The sequence below is a fragment of the Candidatus Methanosphaera massiliense genome, assembly GCF_028890305.1.
GTDB lineage: Archaea > Methanobacteriota > Methanobacteria > Methanobacteriales > Methanobacteriaceae > Methanosphaera > Methanosphaera massiliense.
This window is the reverse complement of sequence record NZ_JARBXM010000001.1, coordinates 778,402-804,528: the sequence shown is the minus strand read 5'-3', so window position 1 is coordinate 804,528 and position 26,127 is coordinate 778,402. Positions and strand designations below refer to the sequence as shown.

22 protein-coding genes and 1 tRNA gene are annotated in these 26,127 nt (G+C 31.0%); 9 read left to right on the top strand and 14 right to left on the bottom strand.

Annotation, left to right across the window (positions count from 1 at the left end; genetic code table 11):
- Positions 1–150: 150 nt before the first annotated feature.
- The 4 genes from mtaC (OTK55_RS03845) to mtaB (OTK55_RS03830) all read right to left on the bottom strand — a co-directional run bounded on the left by mtaC (OTK55_RS03845) (position 151) and on the right by mtaB (OTK55_RS03830) (position 5,083).
- Positions 151–984 (bottom strand): methanol--corrinoid protein MtaC, encoded by an 834-nt coding sequence (gene mtaC, locus OTK55_RS03845; protein WP_274870703.1) that lies wholly within the window; start codon positions 982–984, stop codon positions 151–153.
- A gap of 30 nt (positions 985–1,014) precedes the next feature.
- Positions 1,015–2,400 carry a methanol--corrinoid protein co-methyltransferase MtaB gene (mtaB, locus tag OTK55_RS03840; protein ID WP_274871765.1) on the bottom strand — a complete coding sequence of 462 codons (1,386 nt, stop codon included), beginning with the start codon at positions 2,398–2,400 and terminating at the stop codon, positions 1,015–1,017.
- A gap of 403 nt (positions 2,401–2,803) precedes the next feature.
- The gene (mtaC, locus tag OTK55_RS03835) at positions 2,804–3,634 is read right to left on the bottom strand and encodes a methanol--corrinoid protein MtaC (protein WP_274870702.1); all 831 of its coding nucleotides are present in this window, start codon (positions 3,632–3,634) and stop codon (positions 2,804–2,806) included.
- Between the two features lie 63 nt (positions 3,635–3,697).
- Positions 3,698–5,083 (bottom strand): methanol--corrinoid protein co-methyltransferase MtaB, encoded by a 1,386-nt coding sequence (mtaB, locus tag OTK55_RS03830; protein WP_274870701.1) that lies wholly within the window; start codon positions 5,081–5,083, stop codon positions 3,698–3,700.
- 471 nt (positions 5,084–5,554) lie between these two features.
- On the opposite strand from mtaB (OTK55_RS03830), the gene OTK55_RS03825 reads away from it, so the two are divergent.
- Positions 5,555–6,163 (top strand): hypothetical protein, encoded by a 609-nt coding sequence (locus OTK55_RS03825; RefSeq protein WP_274870700.1) that lies wholly within the window; start codon positions 5,555–5,557, stop codon positions 6,161–6,163.
- 308 nt (positions 6,164–6,471) lie between these two features.
- Here the strand turns inward: OTK55_RS03825 and mtaA are convergent, their stop codons facing one another.
- Positions 6,472–7,485, bottom strand: a complete 1,014-nt coding sequence (mtaA, locus tag OTK55_RS03820; protein WP_274870699.1) for a methylcobamide:CoM methyltransferase MtaA — start codon at positions 7,483–7,485, stop codon at positions 6,472–6,474.
- Positions 7,486–7,935: 450 nt separating this feature from the next.
- Between mtaA and gatA the strand changes: the two genes are divergently transcribed.
- Complete coding sequence (gatA, locus tag OTK55_RS03815) at positions 7,936–9,303, top strand: Asp-tRNA(Asn)/Glu-tRNA(Gln) amidotransferase subunit GatA (protein WP_274870698.1); 1,368 nt, start codon at positions 7,936–7,938, stop codon at positions 9,301–9,303.
- Positions 9,304–9,520: 217 nt separating this feature from the next.
- Here gatA and tfrA read toward each other — a convergent pair whose 3' ends face one another.
- The 3 genes from tfrA to hisG are packed head-to-tail and all read right to left on the bottom strand — an operon-like array spanning position 9,521 to position 12,852.
- Positions 9,521–11,188 carry a fumarate reductase (CoM/CoB) subunit TfrA gene (tfrA, locus tag OTK55_RS03810; RefSeq protein WP_274870697.1) on the bottom strand — a complete coding sequence of 556 codons (1,668 nt, stop codon included), beginning with the start codon at positions 11,186–11,188 and terminating at the stop codon, positions 9,521–9,523.
- A 19-nt stretch (positions 11,189–11,207) separates the two neighbouring features.
- Positions 11,208–11,969 (bottom strand): fumarylacetoacetate hydrolase family protein, encoded by a 762-nt coding sequence (locus tag OTK55_RS03805; protein WP_274870696.1) that lies wholly within the window; start codon positions 11,967–11,969, stop codon positions 11,208–11,210.
- Between the two features lie 16 nt (positions 11,970–11,985).
- Positions 11,986–12,852, bottom strand: a complete 867-nt coding sequence (gene hisG / locus OTK55_RS03800; RefSeq protein WP_274871764.1) for an ATP phosphoribosyltransferase — start codon at positions 12,850–12,852, stop codon at positions 11,986–11,988.
- Positions 12,853–13,024: 172 nt separating this feature from the next.
- Between hisG and OTK55_RS03795 the strand changes: the two genes are divergently transcribed.
- The 3 genes from OTK55_RS03795 to ribB all read left to right on the top strand — a co-directional run bounded on the left by OTK55_RS03795 (position 13,025) and on the right by ribB (position 14,745).
- Positions 13,025–13,423, top strand: coding sequence for a CTP-dependent riboflavin kinase (locus OTK55_RS03795; RefSeq protein WP_274870695.1), 399 nt, complete (start codon positions 13,025–13,027; stop codon positions 13,421–13,423).
- A gap of 173 nt (positions 13,424–13,596) precedes the next feature.
- Positions 13,597–14,022, top strand: a complete 426-nt coding sequence (locus OTK55_RS03790; protein WP_274870694.1) for a hypothetical protein — start codon at positions 13,597–13,599, stop codon at positions 14,020–14,022.
- 45 nt (positions 14,023–14,067) lie between these two features.
- Positions 14,068–14,745: a 3,4-dihydroxy-2-butanone-4-phosphate synthase gene (gene ribB / locus OTK55_RS03785; RefSeq protein WP_274870693.1), complete on the top strand. Its 678-nt coding sequence runs from the start codon at positions 14,068–14,070 to the stop codon at positions 14,743–14,745.
- A 41-nt stretch (positions 14,746–14,786) separates the two neighbouring features.
- Here the strand turns inward: ribB and OTK55_RS03780 are convergent, their stop codons facing one another.
- The 4 genes from OTK55_RS03780 to OTK55_RS03765 form a co-directional block, all read right to left on the bottom strand.
- Positions 14,787–16,289, bottom strand: coding sequence for an AAA family ATPase (locus OTK55_RS03780; protein WP_274870692.1), 1,503 nt, complete (start codon positions 16,287–16,289; stop codon positions 14,787–14,789).
- A gap of 184 nt (positions 16,290–16,473) precedes the next feature.
- Positions 16,474–16,545, bottom strand: a tRNA-Arg gene (locus OTK55_RS03775).
- Between the two features lie 151 nt (positions 16,546–16,696).
- Positions 16,697–19,558, bottom strand: coding sequence for a leucine--tRNA ligase (gene leuS / locus OTK55_RS03770; RefSeq protein WP_274870691.1), 2,862 nt, complete (start codon positions 19,556–19,558; stop codon positions 16,697–16,699).
- Positions 19,559–19,774: 216 nt separating this feature from the next.
- Positions 19,775–20,626 (bottom strand): NAD+ synthase, encoded by an 852-nt coding sequence (locus tag OTK55_RS03765; protein WP_274870690.1) that lies wholly within the window; start codon positions 20,624–20,626, stop codon positions 19,775–19,777.
- A 191-nt stretch (positions 20,627–20,817) separates the two neighbouring features.
- Here OTK55_RS03765 and OTK55_RS03760 point away from each other — a divergent pair, with 191 nt between their 5' ends.
- The 4 genes from OTK55_RS03760 (at position 20,818) to OTK55_RS03745 (ending at position 23,671) form a co-directional block, all read left to right on the top strand.
- Positions 20,818–21,801 (top strand): ArsA family ATPase, encoded by a 984-nt coding sequence (locus tag OTK55_RS03760; RefSeq protein WP_274870689.1) that lies wholly within the window; start codon positions 20,818–20,820, stop codon positions 21,799–21,801.
- 405 nt (positions 21,802–22,206) lie between these two features.
- On the top strand, positions 22,207–22,416 hold the full coding sequence (locus OTK55_RS03755; RefSeq protein ID WP_274870688.1) for a histone family protein: 210 nt from the start codon (positions 22,207–22,209) through the stop codon (positions 22,414–22,416).
- Positions 22,417–22,626: 210 nt separating this feature from the next.
- Positions 22,627–23,073: a hypothetical protein gene (locus OTK55_RS03750; protein ID WP_274870687.1), complete on the top strand. Its 447-nt coding sequence runs from the start codon at positions 22,627–22,629 to the stop codon at positions 23,071–23,073.
- Positions 23,074–23,110: 37 nt separating this feature from the next.
- Entirely contained in the window at positions 23,111–23,671 is a 561-nt protein-coding gene (locus OTK55_RS03745; protein WP_274870686.1) for a hypothetical protein, read from the top strand.
- Between the two features lie 45 nt (positions 23,672–23,716).
- Here the strand turns inward: OTK55_RS03745 and OTK55_RS03740 are convergent, their stop codons facing one another.
- A complete protein-coding gene (locus tag OTK55_RS03740; protein WP_274870685.1) occupies positions 23,717–24,787 on the bottom strand; it encodes a glycosyltransferase family protein in 1,071 nt (356 codons plus the stop codon).
- The gene (locus tag OTK55_RS03735) at positions 24,784–25,884 is read right to left on the bottom strand and encodes an oligosaccharide repeat unit polymerase family protein (protein WP_274870684.1); all 1,101 of its coding nucleotides are present in this window, start codon (positions 25,882–25,884) and stop codon (positions 24,784–24,786) included. The genes OTK55_RS03740 and OTK55_RS03735 overlap by 4 nt, the downstream gene beginning before the upstream one ends.
- Positions 25,885–26,127 lie beyond the last annotated feature (243 nt).

Here is a 26,127-nt window from a genome sequence, read left to right as displayed (position 1 = left end):
AGTAGAAAGTAATACAAATATACTTTATATTAATATAATTTAGTTTAAAATATTTTTTAGAAATATTGCAAAATAAGATTATTATTATAAAAAGTAAAACAATATTAAGAAAATAGTGAAAAATGGAAAAAAATGGGAAAGAGATGATAATTAGGAATATGCTGCCACATATTCTCCTACAATATCAGCATATTCATTTCTGATATCTTCCCATGTTTTACCATCGTCTACAATTGCATCTGCAATCTTTGGTACGTGGTATGCTTCTACACCATAGAACGTTTGTGGACTTTCTTCTACAAAGTCACGACGTACAGCTCCTCCACCACAACCTATAGGTGTGTCAATTCCTGCTTCTTGTAATGCAGCTACAATTTTACCAAATGCTGTCATGGTTGTTGTCATTAAAGCTGTTGCAGTTATTAGTACAGGTTTGTTTTCTTCTGCTGCTTTTACAACATCAGGTGTAGGTACGTCACGACCAAGGTCTACGGCATTGTAACCATTTGCGTTTAAGAACATAACAATTAAGTTTTTACCAATGTCGTGAGGGTCTCCTTCTACTGCACAACAACATACTGTTGCTTTAGAATCTGCTTTGTGTCCTAGTTTTTTCTCACAGATTGCTACACCAGACATCATTGCGTCACCAGCAAGCATTAAATCAGGTAAGAAGAATTCACCTTTAGTATATAATGCACTTACACCATCCATACCTTTCATTAAAGCATTGTTAATAAGATCTATTGGATCTGCACCATCTTCCAGAGCTTTTTCTGTGTCTGCATCACATTTATCTTTATCACCATACAATACATCTAGAGCTAATGTTCTCTGTGTACCTTCTTCCTTAGGTAAAATTTCAATTACCTCTGGGTCATCCTCAGGCTTAAGAGCAGGACCTTCAATTTTTACATTATATCTGATTGCGATTTTTTCGTAATCATCTAACTTATTCATATATTCAATTAATCTATCTACCATCCTAGACATCTCCTTAATAATTCTATTTGATTATAATTCGTATTGTGAAGGGTCATGTTCTTTAACCTTTCTACCATAACGTTTAATGCATGTTTTTATGAATTTGTCTTTATCTTCTGGTAATTGTTCAATAGTTTTCTGTGCTGAATCTAAAGTATCTCTTTCGAATCTAGTTAATAAGATACGATTTTGATCAACTGCTTCATTTATTAAATCAATACCCTTAAGTGCTGCTGCACGAGATCTAAGATATATATCTTCTCCTTCAGCCACTATAGCTTCACCTATCTTATATGCATTATCATATGCTAAAACTATACCTTGTGGATCTCTATATTTGTCTGCTAATACATATGTATCTCTTAGTGCTTTTGCAGTACCTATTTGGGTTGCGGTGTTCATTAAAGCACATTCAAAACCTAATGACTGTAACCATACACCAGGAGTTGGTCCGCCCATTTCTTCTCTGTTATATACAGATTCATTACTCCAACAATCAACCACACCACAGGTTAAGTTACCCATTAAATCTGAGTGAGCACATGTAGCATTTTTACCTTCTGCACATACTGGAACACCACTAATAGCTTTTACTATAGGATTTTCATACCCACAATCCTTAGTTGGTCCAGTTGCACCACATTCAACTGCTACTAGACTTCTTGCTCCTGCAATTGCTCTTGCTACTGCAGCTAATGTATGTGATACGTTTTTACTGGTTAATCCACCAGCAAGGAACATTGCAGTGTTTGCCTGTGCACAGTCTGTGTCTCCACCAGGTACACAATGGCTTTGTTTACTAGCTACTTTCACAATTTTTGGCCACATATATGCCATGTCAATAGAACCAAGTACACCTATTCCATATAATATTGCACGGATATCTCCTCTTGATATACCATAATCTGATACTACTTTACCACCAATGGTTTCTATACATAGAATTGATGCACCATTTTCCGCACATGCTTCAAAGGATTCATCCATCATTACATCAAAGTCAGATCCTCTGAGTCCACCCATATCTTCCTCACGAATATCTGCTATGGTAGACATTAATGAGACATTAGTTCCATATTTATCATGCATTTCCTCAAGCTGTTCCATCTGTACAGCAGTTGTTTTTTCAGATATTTCACGACTCTTTGTCTGTTGAGCTACATGTTCTTGTTCTATTTGAACTGTTGGTAATCCAATAGCTGCTGCACGGTCACAAGCTGCAAATGCAATATTTTTACATGTTGCTACCATTCCATCTACAGTTGACTCTGATCCTTCAGCTGGTGCTACTTTAATGTTAGGAACTACTTCTCCTACACCTAATTTAACACCAATCCCATATTCTACAGGATGTGCTGCTTTTCCAAATATTAAGTCATCAGCAGATTCATTTTCCATTTTTGTAAAACGTTTCACTGTCATTATTTCACCAATTAAAAATTTTAATATACCCACATAATATAATAAAAAAGTATTAATTAATTGAAAAAAGATAAGTAATAATTTAATACTTCTACATAATACTTATGATTAATTTTATATAAATATATTACTTTATAAAAAAATCATTAAACTGAATATAAACAAATAAATAGAACTAAGAAAGAATAAAAACATGTTTAAGACAATTTTAAAATAATGAGAATAAGTCAATAAATATAAACTCTGTTGATAAAAAGTAATACTCCATGTATTAACTAAAAACATAATTATTCATAATAGGTAATACTTTTTTAGCATTATAAATTCAAAATTAAAAAATAATATAATCAAAAATAAGCAATATAAAAAAAGAAAAAAGGAAAGAATAGCTTCATACTTAGGCGTATGCTGCTACGTATTCTCCTACGATGTCATCATATTCTTTTCTGATGTCTTCCCATGTTTTACCATCATCTACAATTGCATCTGCAATTTTTGGTACGTGGTATGCTTCTACACCATAGAATGTTTGTGGACTTTCTTCTACGAAGTCACGACGTACTGCTCCTCCACCACATCCGATAGGTGTGTCAATTCCTGCTTCTTGCATTAATGCTACAATTTTACCAAATGCTGTCATGGTTGTTGTCATTAAAGCTGTTGCTGTTATTAGTACAGGTTTGTTTTCTTCTGCTGCTTTTACAACATCTGCATTAGGTACGTCACGACCAAGGTCTACTGCGTTGTAACCATTTGCGTTTAAGAACATAACAATTAGGTTTTTACCAATGTCGTGAGGGTCTCCTTCTACTGCACAACAACATACTGTTGCTTTGGTATCTGCTTTGTGTCCTAGTTTTTTCTCACAAATGTCTACTCCAGACATCATTGCGTCACCAGCAAGCATTAAATCAGGTAAGAAGTATTCACCTTTAGTATATAATGCACTTACACTGTCCATACCTTTCATTAAAGAATTGTTAATAAGATCTATTGGTTCTTCACCAGATTCTAGAGCTTTTTCTGTGTCTGCGTCACATTTATCTTTGTCACCGTATAATACATCTAAAGCTAATGTTCTTTTTATTCCATCTTTTGGTAATATTTCAACTACTTCTGGGTCGTCTTCAGGTTTGAGAGCTGGACCTTCTATTTTTACGTTGTATCTGATTGCGATTTTTTCGTAATCGTCAAATTTATCATAATATTTTTCTAAAGGGCTTGCCATTTGTACACACATCCTGTTATAATTAATTCCTAATAATATCCTTTTATTACACTAAACCAACACTTATAATTCGTATTGTGATGGGTCGTGTTCTTTTACTTTTCTTCCGTATCTTTTGATACATGTTTTTACGAATTTATCAGTGTCATCTGGTAATTGTTCGTATGTTTTCATTGTAGAGTCAAGTGTATCTCTTTCGAATCTTGTTAATAAGATACGTTTTTGATCTACTGCTTCATTAATTAATTCCATTGCTTTGATTGCTGCTGCACGTGCTCTGAGATAAATGTTTTCTCCTTCTGCTGTAATTGCTTCACCGATTTTGTATGCGTTATCGTAAGCAAGAATTACACCTTGAGGGTCTCGGTATTTATCTGCTAATACGTATGTGTCTCTTAGTTCTTTTGCTGTTCCTATTTGGGTTGCGGTGTTCATTAATGCACATTCGTAACCTAAGGATTGTAACCATACACCAGGAGTTGGTCCACCCATTTCTTCTCTGTTATATACAGATTCGTTACTCCATACATCACATACTGCTGCTGTTAAGTTACCCATTAAGTCTGAGTGAGCACAGGTTGCGTTTTTACCTTCTGCACAAATTGGTACAGATGCGATTGATTTTACGATTGGGTTTTCATATCCACAGTCTTTTGTAGGTCCTGTTGCACCACATTCAACTGCTACTAAACTTCTTGCTCCTGCAATTGCTCTTGCTACTGCTGCAATTGTGTGTGATACGTTTTTACTGGTTAATCCACCTGCAAGGAACATTGCAGTGTTTGCTTGTGCACAGTCTGTATCTCCACCAGGGGTGATGTTGTTTCTTTTTGCTATGTCTACTATTTTTGTCCACATGTATTCCATATCTATGGAACCAAGTACTCCTATACCGTATAGTATAGCTCTTGCATCTCCTCTTGATATACCGTAGTCTGATACTACTTTACCACCTATGGTTTCTACACATAACATGGATGCTCCGTTTTCTGCACATGCTTCGAATGATTCATCCATTGCTACGTCTAAGTCAGATCCTCTTAATCCGTTTTCTTCTTCTCTCATATCTGCAACTGTTGACATTAATGATACTTTTGTACCGTATTTGTCGTGTAGTTGTTCTAATTGTTCCCATTGTACAGCTGTTGTTTTTGCTGATGCTTCTTTACTAATGGATTGTTGTTGTACGTGTTCCTGTTCTATCTGAATTGCTGGTAATCCGATAGCTGCTGCACGGTCACAAGCTGCAAATGCAATATTTTTACATGTTGCTACTAATCCATCAATACTTGTTTCTGATCCTTCAGCTGGTGCTACTTTAATGTTAGGAACTACTTCTCCTCCACCCATAACTTGGTCTAATCCCATTTTAACTGGGTGTTTAGTTTGTCCGAATACCATTTCATCTGCTGATTCGTTTTCCATTTTTGTAAAATATTTTCTTGACATATAATTTCACCACTTAAAATTGTTGTTAATCTTATACCCACATAGTTATTACTATAGCCCTTTTAGGTATATAATATATACCCCTATTTTATTACTAAATACTTGAAATTTAGTAAAGTAATATTTAATTTTATGATTTTATTAATTATTTTTAAAATATTATAAAGCAAAATATATGAATATTTTAATTATAATTAACGTAAATAACTCTTTTTAGGGATAAATATAGTATATATTTAATCATTTAGAAAAATAACGTTATACTAGTTTTTTAATTAGGCTAATTCTTTCAAATAATATAAATTAGTATTATTTTAATACAGGTATTTTATAGAAAATATTACACATCATGTAATACTTTTTTTTAAATCAATAGAACTAATGCACCATTTGGATAACGTTGATAATATTTATAAATATAAAAAAGATATATTAAATTATAAAAAGTAAAAAATACTTTGAGATGATTAGATGACTAAAGAACCAGAAGAAGTACTTCAAGAAGTAATTGACACTATCAACCCACTAAGAGGCGTATTAAATGTAGGTGTCTTAAACGATGATGTACGAAAAAATATTCTAAAAATAGAAATGGATAAAGCAGGAGAATTAATACCTGTAATTAACATGGGAGTTAATGAATGTCTTAATAGAGATTATACAGTAGCAATAATCAAAAATGCATCATTCAGACCACCTCCAACAGCAACAGTACAATTAGTAGATAACAAAGGACACATACTCGGAGAAGAAATTGTTAGTAAAGAACAGAGAGAGAAGTATAAAAATGATAAATCAGCAAACATGATTAACCCAGACTTTGTACTACTTAAAGATCAGAAAGATATTGAAAACGATTTAAAACAAGAGAATCTTGAAAAAAACCCTACTAAACAAGCATTCGTTTTACCACCAGTGCAATTTATTGAAGTGGAAGAACTTGAAGATACTTGCGATGTAGTTTCTAGTAGTCCTGATCCTCTAGCAGATGTATATCTTAAAAATTATTTCAACTTCGAAGATGATCCAAAACTAGCATCAATTCTTGTAGGATTTAATGTCAAAAAAGATGATGAGTAATTGAATCCTACCCTATTTTTTTTATTAAAAATTTATTAATCACATATATATCGTTTTATTAATATTTTCTATTTTTACCTTACTTAGAGAAATAATCAAAGAAGTAATTCAATAAATTAATTTTAAAGAAGTAACTTTTAATATAATTTAAAATATTCTATAATTAAAATAATATAGATGAAAACGATAAATTCTTTTTGATAATAAATAATAAGATTAGAATAATTGATTACAAATTAAAAAAAAAAAATACTGCTAATAAAAAAAGATTAAATTTAAAAAAAAAAGATGATAAGTAGTTAAACTACTTATTGATAAAATTCATCTCTTGCTTCTACAAATGCTTTTAAGTTAGCTAAAGGTGATTTAGGTGCAATACCACAACTTGGTGCTAATACGTTTGTACCTCTTTCTAATGCTTGTGTTACTTCAGCTTTTACATCTGCAGGGGTTTTACTGAATAATGTTTGACTTGTTGATATGTTACCAACCATTACAGTATCTGCATCAATATCTGCTCTTAATTCTTGAGCTTCTTCCATGTTTACTGCTTCTTCTACAGATATTCCGTTGAATCCACAATCTAACATGTCTTCAAGAATAGGTCTTGAGTTACCACAAATGTGGAGAATACTTTCCATTTCCATTTCAGCAGATAAGTCTTCTAATGCAGGTTGTGCAAATTCACTGAAATCATTAGGGTCTAATAATTCTGGTGAAGATGTTGGGTCTGCTACACAAATTACGTCTACTCCACTTTCATTGAAAGCATCAACTAATTCGATTTGTGCTTCTAATGCAACATCTACTGCATCTTCTACTACGAAACTGTCTGTTTTTAACATTTTTACTAAATCTTCTACACCTAATAAGTGACCGGTTAATGTGAAAGGACCAGCCATACCTACTACTACAGGTACATCAGGGTATTCATTTTTTAATATTTCAATTGATTTTAATATAACAGGTAATCTACCATTGTTTACAAAATCATCAGGTACTTCTAAATCGTCTGGGTCATCTATTGGAGCGTTTGATCTTAATGTAGGAGTGTTTTCCATGTCACCTAAATCTACTTCACAACCGAATGCTTCTGCTTCAGCTGTTAAATCGAAAGGTATTCTAGCACATTCTAATCCAACTTGCTCGTGTAATGAAACACCTAATTTTGCCATTTGTTCTGCATCTTTGTGTGCATCTGGCCATGTTACACCTGCTGCTGGGAATGCTTCTTCAACTGCTGCTGCAGTTGCACTTATTGCTGGTACTTTTTCTACTTCTTCACCGTTTAATGCTGCTTTTAAATTTTCTATAAGATCCATGTGTTCACCTTTTATAATATATATATTATATGAGTTTAAAACTCAGTTATTTTTTAATGTTAAACATTATTATTGTTAAATGTTTCAATTAATTAACAAGTTTGCACTAGTTATACATTAAAAAAGATCAATGTTAAAAATAGTTTATATGTGAGTATAAGACTATTTACATTAATTGCATATTATTTTTTCACAAGCACAATCTTGTTATTAGTATAATATATAACTTTTAGTCTTTATAAACTTGACCCAATTATTTTAAAAAAATAAAGCTCAATAATACAGTACAGTACAATTAACATTATCATATAATTTAACAAGAATATAATTATTCAATAAAAATATACACAAAGAAATGAAATTAATATATTAAATTATATTAATTTAGTCAACTAGATATATTAAACATATAAAGATAGAACATTTCATTAATTTACTAAAGGTGAACACATGAAAATAATAGATAAAGTCAACTCAATAAAAAATCAAGAACTAACAGCAACAGAGAACCTAGAACAGATGTATAATGTTATCGAAGAAAAAAATGATGATATCAATGCATTTGTAGAAACAGACTTACCACGAGCACAGAAAGTTGCAGAAGATATTGATAAAAGAATAAAAAATGGTGAAGAAACAGGAAAATTAGCAGGACTAGTAATTGGTATTAAAAGTAATATAAACGTAGAAGATTATATAATTTCCGCAGCATCACCAACACTAAAAGATTATATTGGAAGTTACAATGCAACAGTAATTAATAAGATACAAGAAGAAGATGGAGTAATCATTGGATTAACAAACATGGACGAATTTGCAGCAGGAAGTTCTACAGAAACATCAATGTATGGACCTACAGATAACCCATCAGCACCAGGACATATACCGGGAGGTTCCAGTGGAGGATCAGCAGCAGCAATAGCATCTGGAATGTGTGATATAGCATTAGGTTCAGATACTGGTGGTTCAATAAGAAACCCTGCATCACACTGTGGAGTAATCGGATTTAAACCAACATATGGACTGGTATCTAGACAAGGATTACTTGACCTTGCAATGAGTCTCGACCAAATAGGACCACTAGCAAAAGACGTTACTGGAATTGCATTAATATTAGATGTTATAACAGGATATGACCCATACGACCCAACAACAATGAAAAAAGAAACCCCTGAATTCCTACCATATGCAAGTAACACATCCCTAGACGACATGACAGTGGGTGTTGTAAAAGAATTCATGGATGTTACCGATGATAAAATAAATAACAAAATAAACCAATCAATAGACACATTATCAAATCTAGGAGCAGAAATCAAAGAATTAACATTTGAAGACATAACACTTGGACTTCCAACATATTACTTAATAAACTATGTGGAATTCTTCTCAGCAACTAGAAAATATGACGGACGTAAATATGGAGAAAGAATTGAAGAAGTATGTGGACCAGAAGTATCCCGTAGAATTCAGATTGGTTCATACATAAGTCAAAAAGAATTCAGTGGTAAATACTATAAAAAAGCATTACAAGCAAGATCACTCATACGTAATGACTTCAATGACCTACTAGATAATGTGGATATAATTGCAGGCCCAACTGTACCAAAATTACCTCATAAAATTGGTGACCAATTAGACCCAATGGACATGTATGCATATGATGTACTAACTGTACTAGCAAACATTACAGGTATACCTGCAGGTAGTATGAAAGCAGGATTAGTAGATGATATACCAGTAGGAATACAACTACAAGCAAAACCAGAAGAAGATTATAAAGTTATAAAAACAATGAGTGCTCTTGAAAATAATTAATTATAAATAGTACACTTTTAGTAAAAATCATGTGATGGGAAAATAAGATAATTAGAATAATAATTAGATTATTCAATTACTTATCCTACTCCTTTTTTTATAGAATTAAATTAAATATCCACCAAAATATAATTTTATCTTATAAAATAATAGAACTATTTCTAAAAAAAAATATTATGAAAAAAAGTGGAATATGTGAGGGGTTTAGTTATATTACTTAATCAAATAATCCACGTTTAACAGTTTTAACTTCACCATTTTTATTTAATATGAAACTTTTAAGATATTCCCCATCATTAGTTTCAGGATAATCACTACGGAAATGAGCACCTCTACTCTCCTTTCTAAGAAGAGCTGATTGAATAATTAACCTTGCAAGTTTTATCATGCTTTTAATTTCAAGTGCTACAATAATATCCTCATTAAATTCAGGAATCTCTGAAACTTTCATATCATTAGCTTTTTTGTCAATCTCATCAAGTTTTGTCTGTGCTGTTTTTAGACCCTCCTCATCTCTGACAATAGCAACATACTTCCACATAACATCCTGTATCTCCTTTTTAAGATCCATTGGCCTGTATGTTCCATCACCATATAATGAGTTTATTCTTGAAATTTCTTCTTTAATTTCATCTTCATCAGGGTCTGCAAATTCTGTCTGTTTTGCTTGTTCAGATGATTTAAGTCCTGCAGCATTACCAAATACCTGTGTATCTGCTAGTGCATTACCCCCTAATCTATTTGCTCCATGGACACCAGAAGTTGATTCACCAGCTGCATATAATCCTTTGATGTTTGTTTCACAGTCAGTGTTAATTCTGATTCCGCCCATGAAATGATGAGCTGTTGGTGCTACTACCATTGGCTCTTTAGTTATGTCTACTCCAATATCTTTGAATTGTCTTACCATGGTTCTTAGTTTAGTATTTACTTGTTCATCAGGTAAATGTGTAACTGATAAGTATACTCCACCATTGTCAGTTCCACGGCCTTCCTGTATTTCCGTGTATATTGCTCTTGCTACAATATCCCTTGTTGCAAGTTCCTGACGTGGATCATAGTTAATCATAAAACGTTCATTATTCTTGTTTAAAAGATATCCTCCTTCACCACGTACTGCTTCTGTTATTAGCACACCTCTTCTTGATTTTGGTGATAACATTCCTGTTGGATGGAATTGTACCATTTCCATATCCATCACATCAGCACCTGCCTCATATGCCATTACTATTCCATCACCAGTTTTTTGCACGGCATTTGAGGTTACAGGATATAACCATCCACATCCACCTGCAGCTATTACAGTAGCTTTTGAATGATATATTACAATTGAACTATCTTTTAGGGAGATTCCCATTGCTCCAACGATTCTTTCATGTGCTTCATCGTATAGTAATTTAGTTATCATTACTTCGCCGTGAGTTTTTACTCCTTCTCGTATAACTTCCTGTCTTAATCCAACCATCATTTCATGACCTGTTTCATCACCCTTGAAGCAGGTTCTACGGTATGTTTGTCCTCCGAATGCTCGTTGGTTTAATCGGCCATCTTCTTGTCTATCAAAAAGTGAACCATATTTTTCTAGTTCTACTAGTCTTGCAGGAGCTTCTGTTACTAGTTTATGTATTAGGTTTAAATCGTTTAGGAATCCTCCACCTTTTAGTGTATCCTGAATGTGTAATTGTAGTGAATCTTCTTCATCAACATAACCAAATACGGCATTATATCCTCCTTCTGCTAACATAGTACATCCAGATTTGAAGGTTAATCCTTTAGATACTACTATTACATCCTGATCATTTTGTCTAGCTATTATTGCACATTTACAACCAGCTCCACCAGAGCCTATAACAAGTATATCACATGTATATTCTTTAATTTCCATGAATAAAACCCCTAATATTTTATTTTACAATATTTATTAAACTTCCAATTTCTTCTATTGTGATTGTTACAACATCATTTTTCTGTAGATGATCTACACCGGGAGGTGTGCCTGTAGCAATTAAATCTCCAGGATTCAATGTCATGATATTAGATATGTACTTAACTAATTCTATTGGAGAAAAAATCATGTTCTTTGTATTCGAATCTTGTTTAATTTGTTCATTTACTTTTGATTGTATGTGTAGATTTGATGGATTAATATTAGTTGATACTACTGGACCACATGGACAGAATGTGTCAAAACTCTTTGAACGAGTCCATTGACCATCCTTCTGCTGTAAGTCTCTTGCAGTTACATCATTTATTATTGTATAACCAATATGAATATCTAACGTGTTTTTATCAATTTTATCTAATATTACTATGCCTAGTTCTCCTTCAAAATCTAGTTTATTACTACTATCAGGATATATTATATTATCATAGCATCCTATGATACTTGTTGAAGGTTTTATAAATAATAATGGTTCCTGTGGTAGTTCCATGTTGAATTCTTCAGCATGATCTTTATAATTCAATCCAATACACACTATTTTTGAGGGATTGGTTGGTGGTAATATATTCACATCAGTTATCTTATCATCTACACAGGCATACTCTAGATTTTCCTCAGATTCAACTGCAGATAATATTGATGAATAATTTAGACGATGAATAATATCATCATCTAAAATACCTACATAGTTCTCATCTTCTAGTTCATATCTAATATACTTCATTTTTAACACTACATGGTTACTGTTCAAGTATTCTTTCAATAGGTAGTACTAGTAAGTCACGAGCACCAATTTTACGTAGTTTATTTATTGTTTCGAAAACATCGTCCTCTGAGATTACAGAGTGAACAGCAACGGTATCATCAGAACCAAATATTTCTGATACTGTAGGTCCACCCATACCCGGCATTGCTTCTCTAACAGCTTCTAGGTCAGATTTTGCTACATTAACCATTATTAATTTCTTATGGTCTGCATGTAGCACTCCTATTATTCCAGTTCTAATAGCTTCAATTTTATCATATTTTTCTTTCACACTATCCTTGTTAGCGATAAGTCTAACAGAACTGTTAAGAATTGTATCTATTTCACGTAGGTGATTCATCTTAAGTGTTGTCCCTGTACTTGTTAAATCACTGATTACATCAGCAACACCAATTAGAGGAGCAACCTCTGTAGCACCAGATAGTGATAGAATTTTTGGAGTAACACCCTTACTTTTAAAGTAATCCTGGGTTAACCATGGGAATTCTGTAGCAACAGTTTTAACATTACTTAAATCATCAACTGTTTTAAAATCAGAATCTTCTGGAGCTGCTATTACTAATCTTGTAGAACCAAATTTCAAGTCTTCTAAAATTTCAACATCAGAATTAGTCTCCCTAATTAAATCGTAACCAGTGATACCCATATCAGCTGCACCATCAGCAACATATTCTGGAATATCAGCAGCTCTAGTGAACATTACACTAATTTCAGGATCAAATGTATTAGAAAAAAGTTTTCTATTAGAATTATCGGTTAATCCTATACCTGCCTTTTCTAGTAATTCTACTGCAGGACCACTTATACGACCTTTAGAAGGCAATGCTATTCGAATATTCATCTTGTTTTTTTCCTCCATTGAAAACATGAATTTACATGTTTTTCTATAAAGATAATTTAATTAAAATAATTTGATATAAATTAATACTATGTATATAATTCAAGATAAATAAAATTATATAAATTAAAAATTCATAATAAAAAATCAGTTCGAAAGGGAGTATAAAAGGGAAATGAAAGAAATAGAAGGTATAGTAACCTCAGGATTACAGGAAGCTGGTGAATTCATAGAAAAAGAAGTATATCATAAACAATACATGGATAAACTAGGATTCATACCCTATAAAGGTACTTTAAATATTAAACTAAAAAATGATATTACTTTAGATATTAACGGTAAATTATCAGAAAAATTAAAGAAAATAGATGGAGATGAAACATTAGGAGATGTCTACTTCCTCTATGCTGTATTAACTGACAAAAATAAAACAATTACCAAAGAAGGAGCAATACTATTTCCAGTGAAAACTGTGTATACTACAAACACACTAGAGTTCATATCCAATGAAAAATTAAGAGAAACAATGAATCTTAAAGATGGAACGACAGTTATCCTAGAAATAAATGAATAAAGAAAAACTGGAAAATATATAATAATAAAGAATATTAAAAAAGAATGTGAAAAATAATATTAATAATACATGTTAATTATAATGATATTTTTTTATACTCTAATGGGGATATCAAAAACAGATTAACAGACGAAAACTATGAATTATTATGTGTATTCCGGGAGGGATACAAATTGGAAAATAACTATGAACTAGTATCAAGTGGAACAGTAAACAAATCTATGATAAGAAAAATTGGTGAAAACCAATATCTTAAAATTATTCCAACAGAGAAAATAATACAAATCTCTACAATCAAACAAGAGAAAATAACCGAACCAATAGAACAATCAGATAAAACTATTATAAAAGCTTATCCTAAAGAAGTGAAATTATACAAAAATCAAAACCAAGACAATAAATATACAACAACATGGGAAAGCTATGATGGAGAAACATTTGATATACCATCAGCAGACATAAAAACAATATATTCATTGCTACAAGCAAAACATCTTGTAGTAGTTGACAACATGTTACATTTATCAAATGTTTTAAGTATGATTATAAAACAAGGAACTCTTGAAAAGAAAATAGCAAATATAAAAGATGAAATATAATTCATACCTAAACAAAAATCCAAAAAAATAATCAAGGTAAAATATATGATAAAAGAAGCAATTAAAGCAATAAAAAATGGAGAAATAGTACTAATCTATGATAGCGACGATCGTGAAAGTGAAACAGACATGATTGCAGCAGCAGAATTTATGACCACAGCAAAAATGACAACAATTCGTAAACATGCTGGTGGACTAGTATGTATGCCTGTATCTAGTGAGAACTGTGATAAACTAGGAATACCATTCATGGTAGATATTCTAAAAGAAGCATATGACAAATACCCTGTTTTAGAAGAATTATACCCTAATGATATATCCTATGATGAAAAATCAGCTTTCAGTATAACAGTAAATCACAGAGAAACCTACACTGGAATACCTGACGATGACAGAGCAAAAACAGAACGCGAATTAGCATTACTATGTAAAGCAGGTAAACAAAAAGAATTTGGTAAATACTTCAGAGCACCAGGACATGTAACATTACTAAGAGCAGAAAAAGATGCTGTACTAACAAGAGAAGGACACACAGAACTAACAGTAGCTCTTCTAGAAATGGCTGGCCTTGAACCAGTTGGTGTATGCTGTGAAATGATTGGAGACAATGGAAAATCAATGCCCGTATCTGAGACAAGAAAATATGCTGAAGAAAATAACCATGTCTTCATAAGTGGAGATGAAATAATAGAAGCATACAAGGAATTTAAGAAGAATAATTAAATTCCCTTTCTATACTCCAATTCTTTTTTTAAATCAATATTCTATTTTTTATATAAATCACAGATTTCCTCATAGGATAAGTAACCTCTAAATTCAGGTTGCTGTGCTAATTCTACAAACTTCATAACATCAAGATCTTTTTTAACTACGTTCATAGCTGCCTCTGTGAAGTTTTCTAATTGAAGGTAATCCTCAGGAACTCTTCCCTTATTTTCAACTTTAGCTTTACTGATACTCCATATGTTATCTTTATCTAATCCAGTTTTATTAGAGAGAAATTCTGTTACCTCTTCTACTATACTTGGGTCGTAAGTCTGATTAAGAATAATACCTTTAGTTTCTATATTCATTTTATTAAGTAGTTCAATATGTGCTTCAATATCAATAGCTGCTGTTTCAATACCACCCTTATTTACACTAGATACCATTATAACAGGTATGTTACCAGCATATGCTACTTCTGCTGTTGAAAATGGTGTTTTTTTATTTAATAATCCTGTAGCTGCACTCATAACACCTTCAACCAGTACTAAATCATAACCTTTTCCTTTAACATCCTCTATTACTTGTTCAAGAGGTGTCCATCCAATATTACTTATTTGAATTGATGCATAATCATGTAATTTTTCCTTATTGACATATAATGATGGGGATAAATCACGTATATCTGGTCCGACTTTTATAACATAGGTATGAATTCCTTTTTCTCTTAGTGCTCCAACTATACCACTTGCTAGGAATGTTTTACCAGATTCGGAACCTGTACCCATTAACATGATCATTGGTGGATTATCAGGATGTTGTTTACGTGGTGGTGCTATATTATTTGTTTCAATAGCTATTTCTTTGAATACTTTATCTGATAATTCTTTATTTCTTCTTTTAATATTTTCATATTCATCTACTGCATCAATATATTCTAGTATATTATTAACTACTGCCTGATTGTTATCTAGTAAATCATGAACTGTTGTTCCTAATATATTTCCTTTCTTATTAGCAACTCCTGAGAGAATTCTCTGTGGTTTATATTTGTAGTTTGATCTTTCAATATTTGAATATAATACGTTTTTATCATTAGATTCAATATTTCCATATGTATGACAGTGGAAACCTTTTACTTGTTCTCCTTTTAGGCCTTTAGTAAAAATTGTTGTATCATCTACAATATCTGCATTTACTCTGTTAGTATTGATTAATGGACCAAATGTAACATCGAGTAATCCTAATCCATCCCTTATTATTGGAACTGGTGAATTTCTTCCTACATCTGTATGTTTTGCAAGTATTTGGAAACCTGCACACATTCCTAGAATAAATCCATCATTATCATTTATTAGATTGATTTCCTCTGCTAATTCAGGTGTCATTGTCTCGGATTCTAAAAGTGTACCTCCAGGAATTATAAGACCATCTACCTCTTCATGTGCCTTTTTTCCATTTTCTATAGTTCCATCTGCTTTTACTATGTTAGTAGGTAGATGTCCAAAATTTTCATATAATGTTAATATTCCTTTTACTTCAACTATACCTATTTTTGTCATACACTCATCACTCATAAATAATTTTATATTATAATTAATAATTTGATTAATCTATTATAAATAGTAATAATTCCTGAGGGAATATCTTGAAAAATAAATATTATAGAATAAGTATACAGTTATGTTTTATAATTATAATAAGATTATGTGAAAATAATTATTGATAAAAAAAGATTTAGTCTAGTGCCCTGACCGGGATTTGAACCCGGGTAAAGGGATCCGCAGTCCCTCGTGATATCCGCTACACTATCAAGGCATATATTACTATAATTTTGTTAGAATAGTTTAGTATAAAATACTATATTATTATTTGTTTGTAGTTAATATTAAATTTTTCGTTTAATGATTATGTAAAAAAATAATAAAAAAGAGTTAAAAGAATTATTTCATCATATTATGAAATAAATTTACTCTAAGTATATTGCTGGCTTATATGGTGAAGCATTTTGTGCTTTTTTCTGTGGATCATATGTTGGTTCATCATATACTTTGATTTCAGCACCTATTTCATTTTCTAAATAATTTTTAGCATTATTTATGATAGATACTTCATCTAACTGTCCGACATAATTTATTTTATTAAATGTTTTACCTGTTTTAGTAGCAAACTTAGATAATTCTTTCTTATTATCATATAAATTAGCATCCATTGCTCTGTGTATTATTTCACCAATATTTGGTTTACCTACTTCTTGTGCAATGTTGTATACTTCATATTTCCATGTTGGAGCTGTGTATAGATGTACAGTTTTTGGTGTTGCTTTAGTGATTTTTATAATCTCTTTAATATCTTTTGCTAAATCTAAGACTATTTCTTCACTTTTCTCTATTTTTTCATCAATTACTGATTCATCTGCTTTAGGCCATGCTATGGAAGACATGAATATATCATCATCGTTGTATTGGTCCCATATCTCCTCTGTAGTGTATGGTATAAATGGTGATAATAATCTTATCCATGTGTTGACAATGTATGTTAGTGTTTGTTTTTCTTCATCTGTTATTGTTGTTATTCTGTTAATGTAGTGGTCCACATCTTTTCTAAATAGGAATAGGCTTGCTTGTAATGCTTTTCTTGTCTGGAAACCTTCTAGTGCTTCTGTTGCTACTTCTATTTTTCTGTTGATTTGACTAATTATCCATTTATTGATAGGTTTTTCTACTTTTGGTATTTCGTTTTCAAGAGATAATTTTAATGGTTCGCCTATTATTTTTTCTACTTTTTCTGGGAATTCCTGGATTGCTTCAAGTCTTCTTTGTATACCGTTTACTTCTGTTTCTCTCCAGTCGAAGTCTTGCCATGGTTCTGCTGATGACATTAAGAATAATCTTACTGTATCTGCTCCGTATTTATCTATTGCTTCACTTAGTAATATTACGTTTCCTTTGGATGAGGACATTTTCTGTCCTTCTAGTAATCCCATACCAAAGACTGTTATTCCTTTTGGCCAGTAATGTTTAGGGAATATTGCTGAGTGGTGGAACATTGTGAATGATAAGTGGTTTCCTACTAAATCTTTTGCTGATAATCTCCAGTTTAGTGGGTACCAGTATTGGAATTCTTTTTGTATTTGTTCTGTTAATTCTGCTGGTATTTTATTTACGGAACCATCATTTGCTCCATCTTGGTTTAGGAATACTTTGTTGAAGAAAGCATCGTTTAAATCTTCAGGATTGATATCTTTCATGTATTTAGCTATTGTGTAGTAGGACATGTAAATTGTTGAATCTGTTAATGGTTCTATTAACCATTTTTTATCCCATGGCATGTGTGTACCTAATCCTAATCTTCTTGAACATGCCCAATCTTCTAACCAGCCAAGGTAGTATTCGAAGTTTGACCTTATCTCTTTTGGTACTACTTCTAATTGTTCAAGACATTCATATGCTTTCTTAGTCCATTCTTCATCAGAATATTTTACGAACCATTGGTCATGTAGTTCTTTTACTACACATTTTGCGCCACATCTGCAGATTACTGGTTTTTCTGCGAATTCGTATAATTTATCTGCTATTCCTTCATTGGTTAGTTTTTCTATTACGTCATCTCTTACTTCAGATACTTTTCTTCCTTCGAATTCACCAGTGTTAGCGTTCATTATTCCTTTTGCATGTTCTTTTTTGTAGATTTCATTGGTTGCTTCTTTTAGGTTTTCATCACCTTGGCTTGTTACATTGAATTGTTTTAAGAAGTCTTTTGCTGGGAATTCTGAGTATCCTTTTAGGTTTACTAGACTTATTATTTTTATGTTGTCTATTTGTTCCTGTAGGTTGTATTTTTCTATTGTTTCTGTGTCTTTTTTAATGTCTTCTAATGCTATGTAATCTGCTGGTGCGTGTGCTGGTACTGAGAATACTACTCCTGTTGCATAATCAGGGTCTACGAATGATGCAGGGAATATTGGTAACTGCTCATGAGTCATAGGATTTTCAACAGATTTACCTATGAAATCCTTAGGATCAACATCTTCAATAATCTTCATAGATTCTTTCTGATGAATAATATTACCATAAGATTGTTTACTAATAATCCATTTTTCTCCTTCATATTCTACCTTAACATATTCAGCATCAGGGTTTAACCAGAAGTTAGTAGCACCATATAATGTTTCAGGTCTGAATGTAGCTGCTACTAGATAACAATCCTCATATGGGAATTTGATTAATGTTAATTCATTAATTCCTACACCTTCTCCTTCTAATAAGTCATGGTCACCTACTGGATTGTCATCATCAGGACAGTATTTTACAGGGTGTGATCCTTTACGTATAAGATTTTTATCTTTTAGTTTTCTAATTTGCCATTTAACAAATTGCTGATAATGTGGATCAATTGTTCTGAATTCTCTTCTCCAATCGATAGAATATCCCATGTGAGTCATGTCTTCATGATATTCACTACTGAAGTATTTTACAATATATTCTGGGTCAGCGAATTTCTTTAATTCATCCTCTGGTACTTTATGAACATTTTTGTATATGTCAATTGTCCATGGGTCTTTTCTTTCTATTCTTTTTGCTATTCCTATTACAGGTGCTCCTGTAACGTGCCATGCCATTGGGAATAATACATTGTATCCTTGCATTCTCTTAAATCTTGCATAGACGTCTGGTACTGTGTATGTTCTTCCGTGTCCTACGTGCATTGCTCCACTTGGATATGGGAATGCTACTGTTATATACATTTTTTCCCTGTCATCAGGGTTTGATTCAAATAGTTTAGCATCTTGCCATTTTTTTTGCCATTTCTTTTCTATATCTGTTACCATAGATTAAACTCCGTTATATTATTTATTAAATAATAATACATGAAATGTTATAATTCTGAAAAAATTAATTTATAATAGTTATATTTATCTTCATGAACCTATTTTAATTTTAATATTATTTTTTTACAAAGATGGGCTGTGAAATATGATAAAAAAAGTATAATTATTTATTTAAAAAAAAAGATTGTGATGATTCAGATTACATAATCATTAATGTTAGTAATCATCTACATAAACATTGAATTCTTCATCATCTTCATCATCATTAAATTCGAACTTATTACATATTGGTGCCATTTGTCTTTTATGTTCTGCATTATGAACCATGTTAACTATACGTTCTACCTCAGATGATGGTATTTCAAGAATATCTGCAATATAATCTAAATCATAATTTTTTTCCAAGTATAAGTATAATACTCTGTCAAGAATTGGATAGGTCATGCCTAATTCTGATTCATCTGTTTGTCCTGGCCATAGTCCTGCTGTTGGTGCCTTATTGATTATTGAATCAGGTACTCCTAGTTCTATTGCTACTTTTCGAACGTCTTCTTTATATAAATCACCTATTGGTAGTAAATCTACTCCTCCATCACCATACTTTGTGAAGTATCCTATTTGTAATTCTGTTTTGTTTCCTGTACCTATTACTAAGGAGTTATATATTGAAGCATAGTAGTATAATATTGTCATTCTTATTCTAGGTTTTAGGTTAGCTGATGCTAATGATTTATTTTTTTGTGGTAACTCATCGTTCTCGCATGTTTTTAAAAACTGGTCATAAACATCTGCAATGGAAATGTACTCAGTCTCTATGTCTAATCCTTCTTTGATTAATTTTGCATCAAATAAATCTTGATCAGATGTTGTTAGTGATGGTAATATGTATCCTCTAACATGACTTGAGCCTAATGCTTTAACAGCTAAAGCTGCAACTACTGTTGAATCTATTCCACCACTTAATCCTACAACAACTCCATCAGAATTTGATTCCTCAACCTTATTTTTTATAAATGTACAAGTTCTCATTATAAATTCTTTTGCATCAAAATCAGGTAAATCTATCATGTATATCAATCCACTAATTAAATTACACTTAATGAATATTATTTATTTTATAGATTATAAAAGTAATGAATCCTTAAAAAGTTACAGGAATTTTATTAAAACCATGATAAGTATATATTGAATAAAAGTATATACTTATTATTTGAATAATTTTTAAATATAGGCATAATATTATATGGAGAGAGATAACTTTGGCATTCACAGATTTAGTAAAATTCAACAAACATAAAACAACATTCATATTCATAGGAGGTAAAGGTGGAGTAGGAAAAACCACAGTATCTGCAGCAACAGCATTATGGTGTGCAAGAATGGATAAAAAAACATTAGTAATATCAACCGATCCGGCACACTCTCTTGGTGATTCCTTTGAAAGAAAAATAAGACACACACCTACACCAATTGTACATAATCTTGAAGCAATAGAAATTGACCCTGATAAAGCTATGGATGAATATAAAGATAAAATACAAATCCAGCAACAATACAATGACGCTTTAAACATGTTCTCTGAACAAATGGATATGATGAGTTCATCACCAGGTATTGATGAAATAGCATCATTTGATAAATTTATGCAATATATGAATACTGATGATTATGATGTGATTATATTTGACACAGCACCTACTGGTCACACACTCAGATTACTATCATTCCCTGAAATGATGGATTCATGGGTAGGACGATTAATAAAAGCTAGAAAAAAACTTGGTGCTGCTGCTAATAAACTAAAAAATATAATACCATTCATGGGCTCTGACGACGAAAATGAACAAAGTATGGCTGAGTTAGAGGATATGAAAAAAGAAATTATCGAAGCAAGAGATGTACTAACAGATTCATCTAGAACAACATTTAAAACCGTACTTATTCCCGAGGAAATGTCAATTATTGAATCAAGCAGGGCAATGGATGCATTAGCTAAATCTAATATTAAAGCAGATGGAGTAATTGTTAATAAAATACAACCAGACAATAATCATTGTGACTTCTGTAAAGCTAGACGTGAAATACAAGAAAAACGTTTAGATACCATACGTGCAGAATTTGAAGGACAAATTATAGCAGAAATACCATTACAGGCACATGAAGTACGTGGAATTGACCAATTATATGAAATATGTGATATATTATATGGTTCAGATCCAAGTAATGGTCCTATAGCATTATAATTTTATATTTTCAACCCCCCCCCCCCTGAATTTTTTATACTTTTTTATAGAAAATAAAAAAATACAATTAATCAAATTATTAAAAAAAAAACAACGTAACTTATCGAAAATTAGGATTTAAAAGAAAAAACGCCCTGATATTTTTTAAAAATTCAAAATTAATAGTGGGTAGAACTCCTTTAAATTATTACATACTTAAGAATATGTGAATTTTTTGAAATAAACTTATTATTCCCTTAATAAAAACTAATTATTGATTGAAATAATAAATAATAGAAAATTTAAATATTAGGATACTTAAATAAAATAATATAGGAATTTCATTACAAATAACGAATTGAAATTATAATTTAATAAGATAATCCTTAGATTCGTGAATGTTTTATAAAATGGAGGTGAATTTTCATGACAGAAATACCAGTAGCTCCTGTGGGCAGAGTTATTAAAAACGCTGGAGCTGAACGCGTAAGTGATGAAGCAAAAATTGCATTAACAGAGGTATTAGAAGAAATAGGTACCGATATTTCAGAAGATGCTATCAAAGTAGCAAAACACGCTGGAAGAAAAACTGTTAAAGCAGTTGACATAGACGTAGTTACTAAAATTAAATATTAAACAACCATATTAAATCAAAAGAGTTATTACATTCTTTTGATATTTTTTATTTTCTCTTCACCCCTAAAAACAATAAAACTAATTTTAAATATTTGAATAATATCATTACTTCTTCTTAATATAAATAATAAAACTGTAAATCGTAAATTTATTTAGTTATCAAATTATAATAATTAATTATAAGAAATCTAAGGATTAATGTGTGGTAATATGACTAATAGATACGACTTACTTGATATTATTAGAGATGAAAACAATATTATTAGAGCTGAATTAATGTCAGATAAGATGAAAAGCGATGTCATGAATCTAGAAATCAAAACATTACAAAATAATATTCCTATGATTAATAAAGGATTAGACACTGCATTAAAAGAAGAAGAAGCTATATTATTAATTAAAGAAGTAGATTATTCTTCATATGAGAAATTTTTTGAATCTAATAAAGTATTAATTAATACTCCTGATAAAGGTAAATTTTTATTATTAAAAGAAGTATCATCTGAGGTTATTTGTAAAAATCTTCGTGATACTTGTGTTAGTAGTTTATCTGTTGCTTTATTCTCTAGTTATGTGAGAGAATTTGTACTTAATTGTTATAGAATTAAACAAGATTCCTTTTATATACCTATAATAGTAGGATTTACAACTGGATGATGTCCCGTTATATAATTGACAGCAGAGGTATTTTATTATGATAGGAGATTATGAAATTATAGATTTAATAAGACGTGAAGCGAATATTATACGTGTTGAAATAGTAACTGGAAAAATGAAGAATGAAATACTTAAACTTGAAAAGGAAAGAATACACGAAAATATACCCTTGATAAACAAAGGTGTTGAAAAAGCATTAGAAGAAGATGAAGCCCTGGTAATAATTCGAGACATTGACAAAGAAGTATTTATGAATGTATCCATAAAGCCTACTCTTACATTAATTAGTGATTCAGGAATTCTTATTGGTGAAGAGGTATATGACAAAGAAGAATTAGATGAATTACATCAAGATAATAATGTTACATTCCTGTCAGACACGTTTGTTAGATATGATAATCTAAGTAACACTGGTGAAAAACAGTATTTAATTGTATCTCCCGCTTCTAAATATTTTGTAAGCAATCATGATCTTGAAAAAGTAGTTAAAAGTCTTACCGTGGGCTTACCTTCCATATCTACAGATAACTTTATTAAAAATTGTTTTGATATACATGATAATAATAGCGGTACTCTTATTGTAGGATTTACTAAATAAATTTTTAAAAAAAAAGGTTAAAGTAATGAGTATTATTACTCACTGTTATCTATACTTCTTTCTTTGATTCCATATTTTCTTTAAACTATTTCTTCCGCCTTGGGTTTGATCAAATAAATTCATTTGACTAGTTAATTCTGCAGCTCTCATACTGGCCTTGCATCCATTTTTGATTAAAAGTTTACCATAAGGAGCTCTCATATGATCTACTGCATATGGTATATCATAAACAGATACCACAGTTATTCCAAGGGTACGTGCTAAATCATTACTCGCATGTTTTGTGTGGAATCCCTGTATTTTTACTGCTGGAACTGATAATGCTCCAGATTCTATAGTAACACCCATTCCTGCACAGTATATTATTCCCTGTGATGCATTCATAAGACTTACTAAATCAACATGTCCTTTAACAATAAATACTCTTGGTCTTGTTATATATTGTCTTATTAAATCTATTTCAAATCTGTAAGGTACTATTATAATATCTTTATCTAGTTTTTGAACCTGATTTATAATTTCAGGTATATCCTCAGGATTTGTATCTCCTCCTAAAAAGAGAATATAGAAGTCATCGGTACCATAGTGTTCATATAATTTATTAGGATTTATTAGTTTCTGTTTACTAACATACTCTGCCTGAGGATATCCTTTAATGTTAACAGTATTTGTTATATCATACATCTTTTTTAGTTTCTTTTTTGCATGCTGATTTGGTACTGTTATTAGGTCTGCATAAGCAATCATTTCTATAGGATTATATACATCCTGTTCCATGTGTAATCTTGGAATATCTAATCGTTTTGCTGCTAGTATTCCCTTTCTAACATCCCCCGCATTTCCGCAGGTTAATAATAAATCAATATACCTGTCTTTTAATGCCTTGTATGTTCTATGTGTGTCCTGTAACACTAATCTGGCTATTGTTAGATTACTTCTTTTTTTTGAATTGTTACGTCTTCCTTCTCCAATTGATTCAATTTCATTACTATAAGGAGATAATAGTTTCATTGCTCCTTCACTATGAGTTAAGGATAAAATATCTGCATCTAATTTACTAATAATTGGTATTAATGTTTTAGCAGGAGCTGTTTCTGCTACCAGTGCAATATTCAAATATTTCCCCCCTTCTTAGTTTTTACAGTGAGTAATACTATTATTATTGCTATTAAAAAGAATAATAATATTACTAAATCTGTTGGTCCTGTTTCTATCCATATTATCACATGAGCTAATAACATAGCATATAATCCTACAAATGCTGTATTAAGAGATTTTTGAATGTTATATAACATGCCTATAATAAATCCTATTAAAAGCATCTGTATTAACATGACATATAATCCAAAATCTAGTAATGCTGGACCAAATATCATTGATGTTGTTGAATGAGCATATCCTAGAGTTGTTGAACCTACAATTACACGTGGATCTGTAGATTTCATGAAACCAGTTAATGTATTATATAGTAGTTGCCCATGAGTACTTCCCTGTAAAACAACAGCATTTCCAAGTACTTGTAATGTATAACCTGCACGGTAGAATAATAATTCTATAGGATTTAATGTCCATGTCTGCCATTCAATTGATTTAACTGCAACATAACCTACTATTAATAATAATAAGAATATTCCAATTAATGCAAGTATAAGATATTCCCATGGTAAATCCTTAGTATAATATGCTGTGATTAGTACACTTAATACTATTGCTATTGCTGTTGTACGATATCCTGTTAATGCAAACAAGATTAATCCTATCACAAATAATAGATAATATTTCTTATCATCATATTTTGCTAATAGAATATTTATTGATGGTAAAAATAATAGATAAGATAATAACCATATACGTGTAGCAGCCCGTGCCTTCAAATGACCACTAAGTAATGGAATACCACCTAAATAGACTAAGTTAATTATTTGTAATAGAATACCAAGTATAACTAATGTTAATACAAATTTTTTCCCTGTTAACTTATCTAATCTTGGCTTATTGATTTTTAACTCCTTATTTTTTAGCAAGCACTTGCTTATATAATATCCTAGTATATAAAAAATTAAACCTAAAAGGATAATTCCTATTGTATTCATATTTACGCCTATTAGTTCTCTAATATGATAATAAAAGCCTATATATGCAAATATTAAGTATACAAAAACCAATAGTACTACAATCATTGGTGTAAATAAGTCTAACTTCTTATAATCCATTTTCATCAACCATAATAGAATAAGTAAAATATAAATACTAAATTATATATTTATATTTTTATAAACTGATATAAACATTTTATTTATATTATCTGAAAATATTATATAGACAATGATGTATTCTTTACCGATTTTCCCAGTTATATTCCATTAAGAGATATTAGGTAAAGAGATGTAATTTTTATAGTAATATATACATAGATAGTAATTAATCAGAAGAAATATAGACTAGCAGTGTGAAAA

What these genes read in the sequence shown, in the direction of transcription:
- ribB (WP_274870693.1), top strand. Translation starts at nt 14,068, where the DNA reads ATGATAAAAGAAGCAATTAAAGCAATAAAAAATGGAGAAATAGTACTA.
- mtaA (WP_274870699.1), bottom strand. Translation starts at nt 7,485, where the DNA reads ATGGATCTTATAGAAAATTTAAAAGCAGCATTAAACGGTGAAGAAGTA.
- OTK55_RS03735 (WP_274870684.1), bottom strand. Translation starts at nt 25,884, where the DNA reads ATGGATTATAAGAAGTTAGACTTATTTACACCAATGATTGTAGTACTA.
- OTK55_RS03825 (WP_274870700.1), top strand. Translation starts at nt 5,555, where the DNA reads ATGACTAAAGAACCAGAAGAAGTACTTCAAGAAGTAATTGACACTATC.
- OTK55_RS03755 (WP_274870688.1), top strand. Translation starts at nt 22,207, where the DNA reads ATGACAGAAATACCAGTAGCTCCTGTGGGCAGAGTTATTAAAAACGCT.
- leuS (WP_274870691.1), bottom strand. Translation starts at nt 19,558, where the DNA reads ATGGTAACAGATATAGAAAAGAAATGGCAAAAAAAATGGCAAGATGCT.
- mtaC (WP_274870703.1), bottom strand. Translation starts at nt 984, where the DNA reads ATGGTAGATAGATTAATTGAATATATGAATAAGTTAGATGATTACGAA.
- hisG (WP_274871764.1), bottom strand. Translation starts at nt 12,852, where the DNA reads ATGAATATTCGAATAGCATTGCCTTCTAAAGGTCGTATAAGTGGTCCT.
- tfrA (WP_274870697.1), bottom strand. Translation starts at nt 11,188, where the DNA reads ATGGAAATTAAAGAATATACATGTGATATACTTGTTATAGGCTCTGGT.
- mtaC (WP_274870702.1), bottom strand. Translation starts at nt 3,634, where the DNA reads ATGGCAAGCCCTTTAGAAAAATATTATGATAAATTTGACGATTACGAA.
- OTK55_RS03795 (WP_274870695.1), top strand. Translation starts at nt 13,025, where the DNA reads ATGAAAGAAATAGAAGGTATAGTAACCTCAGGATTACAGGAAGCTGGT.
- OTK55_RS03745 (WP_274870686.1), top strand. Translation starts at nt 23,111, where the DNA reads ATGATAGGAGATTATGAAATTATAGATTTAATAAGACGTGAAGCGAAT.
- OTK55_RS03765 (WP_274870690.1), bottom strand. Translation starts at nt 20,626, where the DNA reads ATGATAGATTTACCTGATTTTGATGCAAAAGAATTTATAATGAGAACT.
- OTK55_RS03780 (WP_274870692.1), bottom strand. Translation starts at nt 16,289, where the DNA reads ATGACAAAAATAGGTATAGTTGAAGTAAAAGGAATATTAACATTATAT.
- gatA (WP_274870698.1), top strand. Translation starts at nt 7,936, where the DNA reads ATGAAAATAATAGATAAAGTCAACTCAATAAAAAATCAAGAACTAACA.
- OTK55_RS03805 (WP_274870696.1), bottom strand. Translation starts at nt 11,969, where the DNA reads ATGAAGTATATTAGATATGAACTAGAAGATGAGAACTATGTAGGTATT.
- mtaB (WP_274870701.1), bottom strand. Translation starts at nt 5,083, where the DNA reads ATGTCAAGAAAATATTTTACAAAAATGGAAAACGAATCAGCAGATGAA.
- OTK55_RS03750 (WP_274870687.1), top strand. Translation starts at nt 22,627, where the DNA reads ATGACTAATAGATACGACTTACTTGATATTATTAGAGATGAAAACAAT.